At 68.8% G+C, this 12,513-nt stretch carries 12 protein-coding genes, 2 tRNA genes and 1 rRNA gene; 9 read left to right on the top strand and 6 right to left on the bottom strand.

The genetic code is table 11. The features are described 5' to 3' along the window. The first annotated feature begins 16 nt into the window (after positions 1 to 16). The 4 genes from rrf (at position 17) to NKI68_RS09585 (ending at position 2,723) form a co-directional block, all read left to right on the top strand. A 5S ribosomal RNA gene (gene rrf / locus NKI68_RS09600) occupies positions 17 to 135 on the top strand. Between the two features lie 194 nt (positions 136 to 329). Next, positions 330 to 405 (top strand) — tRNA-Cys (locus NKI68_RS09595). 362 nt (positions 406 to 767) lie between these two features. Beyond that, positions 768 to 1,421: a lactate utilization protein gene (locus NKI68_RS09590; protein WP_254542836.1), complete on the top strand. Its 654-nt coding sequence runs from the start codon at positions 768 to 770 to the stop codon at positions 1,419 to 1,421. A gap of 162 nt (positions 1,422 to 1,583) precedes the next feature. Beyond that, positions 1,584 to 2,723, top strand: coding sequence for a DUF8231 family protein (locus NKI68_RS09585; RefSeq protein ID WP_254542835.1), 1,140 nt, complete (start codon positions 1,584 to 1,586; stop codon positions 2,721 to 2,723). Positions 2,724 to 3,057: 334 nt separating this feature from the next. On the opposite strand, the gene NKI68_RS09580 is transcribed toward NKI68_RS09585, so the two are convergent. Further along, positions 3,058 to 3,131: transfer RNA gene (locus NKI68_RS09580), tRNA-Lys, on the bottom strand. An 88-nt stretch (positions 3,132 to 3,219) separates the two neighbouring features. Here NKI68_RS09580 and NKI68_RS09575 point away from each other — a divergent pair. Further along, positions 3,220 to 4,506, top strand: coding sequence for a M20 family metallopeptidase (locus NKI68_RS09575; protein WP_254542834.1), 1,287 nt, complete (start codon positions 3,220 to 3,222; stop codon positions 4,504 to 4,506). 34 nt (positions 4,507 to 4,540) lie between these two features. On the opposite strand, the gene NKI68_RS09570 is transcribed toward NKI68_RS09575, so the two are convergent. Further along, positions 4,541 to 5,263 carry a DUF7119 family protein gene (locus NKI68_RS09570; RefSeq protein ID WP_254542833.1) on the bottom strand — a complete coding sequence of 241 codons (723 nt, stop codon included), beginning with the start codon at positions 5,261 to 5,263 and terminating at the stop codon, positions 4,541 to 4,543. Positions 5,264 to 5,311: 48 nt separating this feature from the next. Beyond that, positions 5,312 to 5,458 (bottom strand): DUF8595 family protein, encoded by a 147-nt coding sequence (locus NKI68_RS09565; RefSeq protein WP_254542832.1) that lies wholly within the window; start codon positions 5,456 to 5,458, stop codon positions 5,312 to 5,314. A 311-nt stretch (positions 5,459 to 5,769) separates the two neighbouring features. Between NKI68_RS09565 and NKI68_RS09560 the strand changes: the two genes are divergently transcribed. Together NKI68_RS09560 and NKI68_RS09555 are read left to right on the top strand one after the other, a co-directional pair. Next, positions 5,770 to 6,087, top strand: a complete 318-nt coding sequence (locus NKI68_RS09560; protein WP_254542831.1) for a DUF8134 family protein — start codon at positions 5,770 to 5,772, stop codon at positions 6,085 to 6,087. Between the two features lie 87 nt (positions 6,088 to 6,174). After that, positions 6,175 to 7,923, top strand: coding sequence for a nitrite/sulfite reductase (locus NKI68_RS09555; RefSeq protein ID WP_254542830.1), 1,749 nt, complete (start codon positions 6,175 to 6,177; stop codon positions 7,921 to 7,923). Between the two features lie 96 nt (positions 7,924 to 8,019). Here the strand turns inward: NKI68_RS09555 and NKI68_RS09550 are convergent, their stop codons facing one another. Further along, entirely contained in the window at positions 8,020 to 8,679 is a 660-nt protein-coding gene (locus tag NKI68_RS09550) for a TIGR00266 family protein (RefSeq protein WP_254542829.1), read from the bottom strand. Between the two features lie 231 nt (positions 8,680 to 8,910). Between NKI68_RS09550 and NKI68_RS09545 the strand changes: the two genes are divergently transcribed. After that, positions 8,911 to 9,195: a DUF6360 family protein gene (locus NKI68_RS09545; protein ID WP_254542828.1), complete on the top strand. Its 285-nt coding sequence runs from the start codon at positions 8,911 to 8,913 to the stop codon at positions 9,193 to 9,195. On the opposite strand, the gene NKI68_RS09540 is transcribed toward NKI68_RS09545, so the two are convergent. After that, positions 9,192 to 9,692 (bottom strand): hypothetical protein, encoded by a 501-nt coding sequence (locus NKI68_RS09540; RefSeq protein ID WP_368410819.1) that lies wholly within the window; start codon positions 9,690 to 9,692, stop codon positions 9,192 to 9,194. The genes NKI68_RS09545 and NKI68_RS09540 overlap by 4 nt on opposite strands. 416 nt (positions 9,693 to 10,108) lie before the next feature. Between NKI68_RS09540 and NKI68_RS09535 the strand changes: the two genes are divergently transcribed. Beyond that, positions 10,109 to 11,401, top strand: a complete 1,293-nt coding sequence (locus NKI68_RS09535) for an MBL fold metallo-hydrolase (protein ID WP_254542827.1) — start codon at positions 10,109 to 10,111, stop codon at positions 11,399 to 11,401. A gap of 110 nt (positions 11,402 to 11,511) precedes the next feature. Here NKI68_RS09535 and NKI68_RS09530 read toward each other — a convergent pair whose 3' ends face one another. Continuing rightward, positions 11,512 to 12,504 carry a phosphate signaling complex PhoU family protein gene (locus NKI68_RS09530; protein WP_254542826.1) on the bottom strand — a complete coding sequence of 331 codons (993 nt, stop codon included), beginning with the start codon at positions 12,502 to 12,504 and terminating at the stop codon, positions 11,512 to 11,514. Positions 12,505 to 12,513: the final 9 nt, after the last annotated feature.

Here is a 12,513-nt window from a genome sequence, read left to right as displayed (position 1 = left end):
TTCCACGAATCGGCGTTAAGGCGGCCATAGCGGCGGGGCAACTCCCGTACCCATCCCGAACACGGAAGATAAGCCCGCCTGCGTTCCAGCGAGTACTGGAGTGCGAGAGCCTCTGGGAAAACTGTCTCGCAAGAGGCTCCAAGTACGGGCCGAGGTCCGTGAACCGTAGTACACGCAGGGTTCGTCCCGGTGGAATCGGTGAGCGGACTGTCGACGCCCGCAACTGGTGGTTCGCCGCCTTTCCATTCATACCCTATATTCGACTTCCCGTGAGCGGTCGCTCCAGACCGCTACGCTTATTCACGTCCTCCCGGTAGAGACGTCTGCGTGCCAAGGTGGCAGAGTCTGGCCTTACGCACACGCCTGCAGAGCGTGATCACGCCGGTTCAAATCCGGCCCTTGGCTTCTTCTGATCCCGAACAGCGGTTCGGGATCTGTGCACCATACGAGGGGTTGAACCCTGGAACGAGTGTAACGAGTTCCTCCGGTTCAAATCCGGCCCTTGGCTCTCTTTCGACCGGCCGGACGTGAAGATCGCACGAGAATGTAACTTTTGTACTCCGTGTAGCAACGATCAGTGCTAACTCCATTCGAAGCGAGGAGTCTCGCCGGTAACGGTCGCGTCACCTGCTGACGTCGGCGTCCGCGAGCACTTATGCGGGTTCCGTCCGCACGTCCGTCGACGGCGCGCCTCGCCGTCGCCTCGTCCGCGTTCGGTAGCGGTGAGTGGCGACGCTCTCGCGCGCCCACGCAGACCTGGATACACCATGTCGCAGACCAAAGAAGACTACGAAGACGTCGCGATCGACGAATCGCTCGACGACCTCCCGACCGACGACGAACTGGCCGAGGCGGTCGAGAACCTCGAAGCGCGCGGATTCGATGTCGTCGTCGTGGATTCCGGCGACGAGGCGCTCGACGCCGTCGTCGATCTGCTCCCGGCGGGAGTCTCCGTGATGCACGGGCACTCGACGACGCTGGAGGAGATCGGCTTCACGGATTACCTCGCCGCGGGCGACCACGACTGGGAGGACCTCCACGCGCAGGTGTTCGCCGTCGAGGACGAGGGGGAGCGGGCCGCCGCGCGCCGCCGGGCGCAGACGGCGGACTACTTCCTCGGGAGCGTCAACGCCATCGCGCGGACCGGCGAACTCGTCGCCGCCGACGCCTCGGGTAGCCGCATCGGGGCGTACCCCTTCGCCGCGGCGAACCTCGTGCTGGTCAGCGGCGCGAACAAGATCGTCCCCGACCTCGACGCGGCGTTCGACCGTCTGGAGGACGTCGCCTACCCGCTCGAGGACGCCCGCGCGCAGGACGCCTACGGCGTGGGGAGCGCCATCGCCAAGCAACTCGTCTACCGCCGCGAACTCGAGGCGGGACGGACGACCCTCGTGCTCGTCCGCGAGGCGCTCGGATACTGAGAGGCACCGCGGATCGGTGATTCCGGCGGTGTTGGCGACGTTCTCACGGGGACGGGGCATCTACGACCGTCTCCGCCGCCGATCGCCCCTGGTCCGTCGTGTGGATCGTCCGTTCGCCACGGGAAAGTAATCGTTATACGCGGGGATTCCGTCGGCTCCTGTATGCAACGTCGAGCGGCCGCGGTTCTGTTCGTCTTCTTCCTCGTCATCGGCGCGAGCGCCTACTCCGTCATCACGGTGGCGCAGGAGCCGGAGATCGAGGTGAAGGGACAGGCGTACCAGCCCGGCAATAACTTCACGATCGACGGGCAGGAGTACAACCTCTCGGAAGTCAGCCTGGAGGAGGCCTCCAGTAGCGGCGGCGGCCACGGCGGCGGTGGCGGCGGCGAGCCGACCTGGTCCGGCACCCTCGTCTACACCAAGAACGACGCGCTCCAGTCGGAGACGCTCGAGAACAACACGACCGTCCAGTTCAACAACTCGTCGTACCTCGTCACGATCGGCATGGCCCCCGATCCGGCCACCGCGCCCACGTCGGCCGGAAACGAGACGGGTGGAAACGCCACGTCCGGCAACGCGACGAACGGGACGAACGCCTCCGCCGGCGGGAACACCACCGCCGGGGCGACGAACAACACGACGGCCGGGAACGCGACTGGCGGTAACGCCACGTCCGGCAACGCGACGAACGGAACGAACGCTTCCGCCGCGTCGGGCGCGCAGGCGGGGAACGCGACCAACGCGACGAACGGCACGGGGGGCAACAACACCAGCGCGATGCCGAACACCCTCGTCTTCACCCAGCAGCGCAACGTGTCGGCCATCCTCGCGAACGACACGGCGGTCGCAAACGAGACGGTCGAGACGGGCGGTCAGACGTACGTCCGGTACCTCGACAACAACACGCTCGTCCCGCTGCAGGAGTACCTCAGTCCGGCCCCCCAGCAGACGTTCCAGCCCGGGGATCGCTTCCCGTACAACAACACCACGGTCACGCTGAAGAACATCACCGAGAGCGGCGCGACGCTCGTCTGGCGCGGCGACGTGGTCGTCTCCACCGACATCGCGGAGGGTGAGAACGTCACGCTCGCGAACAACGAGACGTACGTCGTCCACTTCCCGAGCGACAACCCGAACAACAAGACGGTCGTGCTCTCCCAGGAGCGCAAGGCGTACCAGCAGGAGGTCGCCCAACAGGAGTTCTTCCACGAGCGCATCAGCGGTCTCTGGGCCGTGAGCATCATCAGCTGGCTCTCTGCCTTCCTCCTCCTGGGCCTGGCGTACATGCCCCACCGCGGCTGAACCGCCACCGATCCACTCACCTCCCCCTTCGCTCGACGGCTCCCTTTCGACGAGTGCCGCGTCGGTCACTGGCGCTCGCTTCTCCCCGACGCTTCCCGGAAAATCGATAGATCGCGAGGGATTTGAACCACGGTCGCTCGCTCACGCTCGCTCCCTGATTCAAATCCCTTCAAGTGCGCTTTCTACGCTCCTCACGTCCGTTCGTCGCGAGAAAGCGGGCTGAGAGGGATTTGAACCACGGTCGCTCCACTCACTGCCGCTCGTTTCGCTCCCTGATCCAAATCCCGTCAGCGTCGTCACTTCACGTGCTCGCAGTGCTCGCACGAGAAGGTGACGGGCTGAGAGGGATTTGAACCCCCGGCCGTCTGGTTAAAAGCCAGACGCTCTGCCTAACTGAGCTATCAGCCCGTACTCAGAGATTCCTCCCCACGTCGCTAAACCGTTACGATCGGTGCGACTGGGAAACCTCTTACCCCCACCGGGGTAACCCCGCCTCGTGAACTCGTTCGCGTCCCGCTACGACGACGACCTCCGGGCGTTCGTCGAGCGCCTCGTCTCCTTCGACTCGATCACCGGCGACGAAGCCCCCATCCAGGGCTTCGTCCGAGAACACCTCGACGAACTCGGCTTCGAGACCTACGAGTGGACCGCCGACGCCGATCGCCTCGCCGCACACCCGTCGTTCCCCGACGACCCCGGGGCGATCGACGTGACGGACCGCCCCTCCGTCGGCGGCGTCCTCGAACTCGGCGATCCCGACGCCGGCCCGACGCTCGTGTTCAACGGGCACGTGGACGTCGTGCCGGCCGAGGGCGAGTGGTCGAGCGACCCCTTCGCGCCGTCCTGGGACGGCGATCGCCTCACCGCGCGCGGCGCGGCCGACATGAAGTCGGGGCTGGCCGCCTGCGTCTACGCCGCCCGCGCGCTCGCCGACGAGGTCGAGGAGGGAGGAGAGAACGGGGAGGACGCGGGCGACGTGAACGGCCGACTCGTCGTCGACGCGGTCGCGGGCGAGGAGGAGGGGGGCATCGGCGCGGCGGCGGCCGCCCTGGACAACCCCTACCCGTTCGAGCGCGATGCCGCGATCGTCGCCGAACCGACCCGGCTGCGGCCCGTCGTCGCCACCGAGGGGAGCCTCATGGTGCGCCTCCACGTCGAGGGGCGGTCCGCGCACGCCGCCTCGAGCTGGCGCGGCGAGTCCGTCCTCCCGCACTTCGAGTCCGTCCGGCGGGCGCTGGTCGACTTCGAGGCGGAGCGAGCAGAGCGCGTCACCCACCCGCTGTACGAGGACTTCCCCGTCCCGTGGCCGGTCGTCGTCGGCACCGTCCGCGCCGGCCGGTGGGCCTCGACGGTGCCGGCGGAACTCGACGCGGAGGTCCGCGTCGGCGTCGCCCCGGGCGAGACCGTCGACGACGTCGAGGCCGAACTGCGCGACCGCCTCGAGACGCTGGCCGAGGACGACCCGTGGCTGGCCGACCACCTCCGGCTGGAGCGCTTCTCCGTCCAGTTCGAGGCGAGCGAGATCGACCCCGACGAGCCGATCGTGGGGGCGGTCGTCGCGGCGATGGAGCGCGAGGGCCTCTCGGACGCCGAACCGACCGGCGTCACGTACGGAGCGGACGCGCGCCACTACGTGGAGGCCGGGATCCCCGCCGTCCTGTTCGGTCCCGGGACCGTCGAGCAGGCGCACTTCCCCGACGAGACGATCGACTGGTCGGAGGTGCTGACCGCGGGCGCGGTGCTGAAGCGCGCGGCGGAGACGTACCTGTCCCGATCGGCGTGACCGCGTCACCGCGGCTCCGACGACCCGTCGCGAGTCACTTCGACCGACGGGGGCCGTCGTCGCGCGCCGCGGCCGCCGCGAACGAATCGAGCGAGTCGAGCGAGTCGAGCGCCCCGAGTGCCTCTGCGACTACGTCCTCCGGTTCGCTGTCGTCGAGGGCGGCGCGTCGGCGCAGGTCGCGATACGTCTCCGGATCGAGCGAGAGCGTTATCTCGCCCAGGCCGGCGTCGACCGCCTCGAGTGCGGTCTCGACGTCGGTGCCGTCGTTGATGGCGCTCGCGACGGCGCGCACCTCGCGCACCGTCAGGCCGTGGTCGAGGATCGCCCACGCGAGCTGGTAGCGCGCCTCGCCGTGGACGCGGGCGATGTGCTTCGCGGCGGTGGGGGCGATGCGCCCCGTCGCGACGTAGCGGCGCACCGCGCGCGGCAGGTCGTGGACGCGCGCCCACTTCCGGATGAACGAGACGGTGACGCCGTCGCCCGCCCGCTCGGCGGCCGCCTTGTACGACCCCTCGCCGCGGACGAGCGCGGCGCAGGCGGCCGCGCCGCGCAGCACGTAGACGTTGTCCTCCGCCCCGGCGGAGTTCCTGGCGAAGCGCCGGACCGTGTCGGCGGCCTCGGCGACGCTCTCGGGGTCGCTCGGATCGAACTGGACGGCCCGCCGCGCCCGCTCGCCGGTGAGCGTCGGGTCGCCTCTGATGACGGGCTGGCCCACCGGCGATTCGCGATCGGCGGGTGGCTCGTCCGGGTCACTCATTGAGGGAACGCACGGGGGGCGACAGGAAAAGCGTCTCGGGGTTGTGCGCTACGTACCGCGCTGTTCGGAGAGGTGCTCCCACACCTCGGTGCAGCCGCAGCCGTCCTCGAGGTCGTCCAGGTGGCGGGTGTCGACCGCCTCTTCGTCGTCCGGTTCCTCTGTCGACTCGTCGGTCACGGTTGTCGGCTCACTCATCGTCTCTCTCCTCGTAGAGTTCCGGCGCGACGTCCGCCGAGACGTGCTGGCGAGAACCGTCGTCCAGGGACTCCATCAGTACCATCGATTCCCGGTAGGCGCAGGACACCCAAAAGGGCGCGCTCGGCTGTAACGTTGGCCCGTACTGCCGCACCGCGGAGGCTTTTGCCGGAACGTGTGACGCCGACTCGCGACGGAATCGCCCGACAGCTACGCGATCGCAACGAACGGATCGTCACCGAATCCGACGACACGCGGCGGCGTCTGCCCGCACCGCTGGGATTACCGTCCCGAGCGCCGAACCTCCGGTCGTGACGACCGACGTCTACCTCCTCGACGACGGGGCCTGGGTGAGCGTCGACGACCGGCGGGTGTCCGGCGTCGGCGGTCTCTGGCGGCTCGCCGACCACGACTTCTGCGGCTGTGAACTCGCGGACGTGCTCGCCGAGGGGTTCGTCGAGGTGGGACTGGAACCCCCGGACGTCGAGGCGCGACTCTCGGGACAGTGCATTGCCTGCGGCGCGCAGGGCGTCACGGGGTGGCTCACGGTCGGCCGCGTCGACCCCGCGACGGGCGCGTTCCGGTCGGGCGTTCCCGAGAGCGTACACGTCCCCCGACCTCGCGCATAGCGGATAATGTTGCCGCGGGTCGGAAGCACCCGCCAGGCTTGACGCGAGGCACGCCCGTTTACGTCCGGGACCTCTCTCTACGCGCAAATGCCGAGCAAGGTCGAGGGCTGGAAGGACGAAGTCTACGGCACGGAGATCCGCGAGCACCTCAATCGCTTCGCGGAGGAGGGGTGGAACGCCATCCCCGAGGACGAACGGGACGCCTGGTTCGAGCGCTTCAAGTGGTGGGGGTTGTACCACCAGCGCAACGGACAGGAGAGCTACTTCATGATGCGCGTCGGGGTGCCGGGCGGTCGGCTCACGCCCGAGCAACTGCGGGTCGTCGCCGAGATCGCCGACGAGTACGCCCGCGGCCCCGCGGAGAACCCCGAGTGGGAGGGCGCGTGGCTCGATTACACCACCCGTCAGTCCATCCAGCTCCACTGGATCGAACTCGCGGACGTCCCGGACATCTTCGACCGCCTGGAGGCCCACGGCCTCTCGACGATCCAGGCCTGCGGCGACTCGTGGCGCAACATCGTCGGCAGCCCCGTCGCCGGCCGCGACGCCGACGAGCACCTCGACGTCTGGCCGCTCATCGAGGGGCTGAACGAGGAGTTCAAGGGCAACCCCGCCCACGAGAACCTCCCCCGGAAGTGGAAGGTCTCGATCACCGGCGACACCCGCGGCAGCGGGCAGGGCGACATCAACGACCTCGCGTTCGAACCCGCGATCAAGGAGATCGACGGGGAGGAGGTGAAGGGCTTCAACACCCTCGTCGGCGGCGGCCTCGCCCGGAAGGAAGAGCGCTTCGCCCGCGACATCGACGTGTTCTGCACGCCGGAGCGGATCTACGACGTCGCGGCGGGCGTCTCGGCGCTGTTCCGCGACCACGGCGACCGCGACAACCGGTTCAACGCCCGCATCAAGTTCCTGATGGACGAGTGGGGTCCCGAGAAGTTCCGCCGCGTCCTCCAGGAGGAGTACGTCGACTACGAACTCCCCACCGCGGGCGAGGACCTGCGCGACCGGTACGACTACAACGCCGGGCGGTCGGACGCGCCGGGGGACTACGTCGGCGTCCACGAGCAGAACGACGGGCGGTACTTCGTCGGCCTCTCGGTGCTCGTCGGGCGGATGGGCACGACGGACGCCCTTCGGCTCGCCGACCTCGCCGCCGAGTACGGGTCGGAACTCGTCGGGCTGACCCAGCGCCAGAACGTCATCGTCGCGGACATCGACGAGGACGACCTGGAGGACTTCCTCGACGAACCGCTCCTCGACGAGTACAGTCCCGACCCCCACCCGTTCATGCGCGGCTCCATCGCCTGCACGGGGACGGAGTTCTGCTCGCTGTCGATCGTCGAGACGAAGAACCGCATGGTCCGCTACGCCCACTGGCTGCGCGACAACGTCGAGGTGCCCGACGGCGTGGAGGACTTCCACGTCCACCTCTCGGGCTGTACCGCCTCCTGCGCCCAGCCCCAGATCGCCGACGTCTCCCTGCGCGGCATGAAGACGCGCAAGGACGGCGAGCCGGTCGAGGCGTTCGACATCGGCCTCGGCGGCGGGCTCGGCGAGAACCCGCAGTTCGCCGAGTGGGTCGAGATGCGCGTCGCCGCCGACGAGGTGCCCGGGTACGTCCGGAACCTGCTCGCCACCTACGAGGCGGAGCGGCGCGATGGGGAATCCTTCCGCGACTTCATCGCCGCCCGCGACGAGGACGAACTGGCCGACCTCGCCGAACCCGAGGAGACGGACTACGAGGACCCCTACATGCACAACACGAAGATGACGTGGTACCCCTACGCCGAGGACGACGCGATGGACAGCGCGCCGGTCCCGGCCGACGACTGAGGGACGCGTCGGCGCGCTGTCGTCGTCTTCACCGCTTTCACCGTCTTCCTCGTCATCGTCGCCGCCTTCGTCCTCGTCGCCGTCCTCGCCGCTGTCTCAGTTGTTGCCGCCGCCGTAGAGCACCATCGGGTCGCGCGTCTGGAGCCAGACGCGCCCCTCGCCGGAGAGCCGCGTCACGAACCCCTCGCCGCCGAGCAGCGAGGACTTGACGCTCGAGTCCTTCGTCCGCTTCGCGGACAGTCCCTCGCTCCACGCCAGCAGGTGGTCCTCGTCGACGACGAGCGGGTCCCCCTCGGTGACTTCCTCCTCGCGCACCGCGCCGAACGCCGAGACGAACGCCGTCCCGGTCCCGCCGAGTCGGAGGACGGTGAGTTCGCCGGAGGAGAAGAAGTTGCTCGCCTCGTTGCTCGCGGTGCCGCGCTCCACGGTCTCGGTCCACGCGAGGAGGCCGCCGGACTGCACTTTCACGCCCTCGCCGTCGAGGTCGATCCGGGCGACGTCGCCCAGGTAGTCCGGCGCGAGGACGAGCCGCGAGCCGTCCTCCTCCGCCTCCATCACCGTCGTCAGCACGTCGAGTTCGTCCGAGACGGCGCGCTTCAGCATCCCCCCGAGACCGCCCTCGCCCGCGTTCGTCTCCGAGCGGATCGTCTCCGATCGCGCGACCATCGACCCGGGATCGATCCCGAGGCGGTCGCCGGCGTCCATCGTGACCTCGAGCGTCGCGTAACTGTGTCCGTCCGCGATTTCGAACTCCATACCGCACCGTTCGCCGTCATCGTTGAAAAACGTTCACTCGACGATAGGTCACGGCGCGTGAACGCGGCCGCCGCTCGTTCCCGTTCGTCACTCTCGTTTCGGTCCCCCGCCCCGTTCCGCCCCGTCCCGTTCCGCCCCGTCCCGTTCCGCCCTGCCCCGACTACGGCCGCTCGCCCGACGGATAGGTCACTCCCGACAGGCACATTGGTCCCTGCCGAGTAGCGACGGGCGATGCCCGACCGACTACTCAGGGTGAACGCCTACACCACCTTCGACCTCCTCGACGGCCGCGCCGAGGGCCACGACTTCGAGGAGGAGGCGTTCGCCGTACTGAACGTCACCGCGCCCCGGAAGGACCCCGACCGCGTCACGCTGGAACTCGAACTGGACGGCACGCAACTAGAGCACCTCCCCGCGCACGCGGACCGCGTGACGCTCTCCGCCGAGCAGGCGCGGACGCTCGCCGCGGAGTTAGTCGAGCACGCAGAGCGGGTCGAGGACGCGCAGTCCGACTAGGCGTCCCCGTCCTCGTCCCCGTCCCTCTCGCTTCCCTCACTTCTCTCGCTCCTCTCGCTCCCTTTCGTCCTGCTCCCGCTCTCGCTCCCGCTCCGGTTCCGGTTCTGGCCGCGGTCTCTCGCCCGTTCGCGCCACTCGCGTTGCTGTTCCCGTTCGGTGATGTGGCGCTCGCCGGCGGCGAGGTCGTCGCGGACGCGCCCCTCGAAGGAGCCGAGGTTCGTGAGGAAGTTCTCGTAGAACGTGTCCACGAGTTCGTACGTCCACATGTCCTCGATCGCCCCCGACGGGAGGTGGTCGTCGCGCAGCGCGTCCGCGAACTCGCCGTGGCCCGCCCCCCGCAGCAGGCGCTCCGCCTCGTGGAGGTGGTTCATCCCCCTGCCGACCTGGTGGTGACAGTCGAGCAGGTCCCCGTACCCTCGATAGATGTGCTCGATGCCGAGGGTGAGTTCGTGCAGCGCCTCTCGCTCCGCGTCGGTTAATTCCAGATCGTCGGCCATGTCACACTACTCGCGGCGGAGCCTGGAAACCGTTTCTCCGATCCGTCGACCCCCGGGGGGTGGAGGGGGGATTGGCGGTCGACGGAAACGGTTATGCGTCAGCGGGCGGGAGACAGCGTATCGCCCGCGAATCGGGCATGGTTTCAGACGAACCCTTGTGGGGTTGAAGCTTCCGGTTGAACAAGACTCGCCACCGGTTGCGGAGTTTCAGACGAACCCTTGTGGGGTTGAAGGGTCCTCGACGAGCCCGACCAGGGACTCAAGCCGCTAGTTTCAGACGAACCCTTGTGGGGTTGAAGCAGCCCTTAGTCGGTAGTGCTTCCCAGGGTGTCGGCACGTTTCAGACGACCCTTCGTGGGGTCGAAGTTAACGGGAAAGCGACGAGCCCAAACGTCCCGAACGGCTACCGACCGGTGATGAACGTCCGGTTCCTGGGTGGCGTGCGCGAGGTGGGCCGGAGCGCCGTCCTCGTGAACGACGCTCTCCTCCTCGACTACGGGATGAAGGCCGGAACGCCACCGGGGTTTCCGGTGGGGTCGGTCGATCCCGATGCGGTCGTCGTCAGCCACGGCCACCTCGACCACGTCGGGACCGTGCCGGCTCTCCTGTCGGGCGAGGCCCGACCGCCGATCCACTGGACGCCGCCGACCCGGGAACTCGCACTCACGCTCGCCCGCGACACGCTGAAGCTCCAGGGCGGATCGTACAACTGCCCCTTCACCGAGAACGACGTCAAGCGGGTCACCGAGGTGTCGCGGACCCACGCCTACGGGGAGACGTTCGAGACGGCCGATCACGAGGTGACGTTCTACAACGCCGGCCACATCCCCGGGAGCGCTCACGTCCTGGTCGACGACGGCGAGACGCGCCTGCTCTACACGGGCGACTTCCACGTGGACGATCGCCCGGGCGACGACGCCGACCCGAGTCGCACGGACCGGGACGGGACGCCGGTCCGTGGACAGCGCCTCGTCTCGGGGACCACCGCGCGCCCCGACGCGGACGTCGTCGTCTGCGAGAGTACGTACGCGGACGTCGAGCGCGAGGACCGATCGGTCGTCGAGGAGCGATTCGTCGAGAGCGTGCGGACGACCCTCTGGGAGGGGGGGACGGTCGTGGTGCCGGCGTTCGCCATCGGACGGACCCAGGAGATGCTGCTCGTCTGCGAGGCGCACGACATCCCGTGTTACGTAGACGGGATGGGACAGCAGGTGACCGAGATGCTCCGGCGGCACCCCGAGTTCGTCCGCGATCCCGACGCGCTCGCGCGGGCGACGTCCCACGCGCGGTTCGTCACCGGCCGCGACGGCCAGCGGAGGCGCATCGCCGAACAGAACGCGGCGATCGTCACCACCAGCGGGATGCTCTCGGGGGGGCCGGCGATGACCTACGTCCCCGAGATCCGGTCGAACCCGACGAACAAGATCGCCATGACCGGCTACCAGGTCGAGGGGACGCCCGGCCGCGAGTTGCTGGAGACCGGGAGCGCCGAGATCGACGGTCGCGTGATGCCGGTCGGCGCGCAGGTAGAACAGCACGACTTCTCCGCGCACGCGGATCGCGACGGACTGCTCGAGTTCCTCGGCGCGTATCGGGACGCCCGAATCCTCGTCAACCACGGCGATCGGTGCGAGCGGTTCGCCCGCGAACTGGCCGAGCGCGGGTTCGACGCCTCGGCACCCGCGCTCGGCGACGAGATCGCGGTCTGATCGTCCCGGCGTCCCGGCGTCTCGGTCGAGCGGGGTGCAGCGTGGAACCGCTCACGGCCGCTCACGGCCCCGGCGGGCCCCGCACTACGAGGAGGACGGCGACGACGAGTTCAGCGCTCGCCGTACTGGTCCGCCCGAACCGCCAACCCTGCGATGGCGGCACCGCACTCGGCCGTCTGTCGAACGTTCTCGCGGAACCGTCCAGCAGCATATGCGTCTCCTGCTTCGCTGCGCCAGTCGTCCCCGTCGAGTTCGTCGAGGACGACGTCGCTCGTGTCGAGCGCCTCGTAGGCCTGTTCGACGCCCTCCCCGTTGACGACGACGTCCGTCGCGTCCTCGACGACCGACCGGGCGCGCCTCGCGGCGTCGAGCAGCGGGTCGGGGAGCGCCACGTCCGCCTCGTCCGCCTCGTCCGCGCTGACGGCTGCCATCGACGCCGCGCAGTCGCCGACCTGCACGAGTCGCTCGGCGGTGGCGTAGTAGCCGCGCAGTTCGCCGTGATCGACGCCGAGCGTCGACGCCTCTGACGGATCGTCGATCGCCCGGTGGTACTGCCGGCACAACATCGCGAACAGCCTGCCCGTCTCACCGTCTCGCTGTGCCACGCGCTCCGCGAGCGACCGGTCGCCGCGGGCGACGGCATCGACGGCCTTCCGCTGCATCGAGAGGACGGTGAGCTGGAGTTGGACGACCGTCTGCTGGACCGACACCTCGTCGGAGCTTAGCAGGTTACGGACGACCACCTCGTGGTCCGACTCGCGGACGACCTCGAGGCCGATGAGATCGCCCGTCGCGTCGGTCACGGCCCGACGTTCCTCCGTCGATATCGGCTCCGTCGCGGTCAGTGTGGCGACGTCCGCGCCGGTGGTGTAAAGCGCGCGGATCATCCGGGCGAGCGCTCGCGGCTCGCGTCCGTCGATAGATCGTTCGACGGCGCGCCTGTGCTCGATTTCACCGTTCGTGCGGACGAGCAGTGACCCGTCCGTCTTCGGGTGCAGACTCAGGTGCGTCCCGGCGTCGATGTCGTGGGTCTCCGCCCAGTGTTTCGGGAGCGAGACGGTGTAGGTCGACCCGCCGGTGAGCTGTACCTTGCGTCGCTCCATCTATACCGC

This window comes from Halomarina pelagica (assembly GCF_024228315.1).
Classification (GTDB): Archaea; Halobacteriota; Halobacteria; order Halobacteriales; family Haloarculaceae; genus Halomarina; species Halomarina pelagica.
This window is presented reverse-complemented; position numbering and strand designations above follow the sequence as displayed.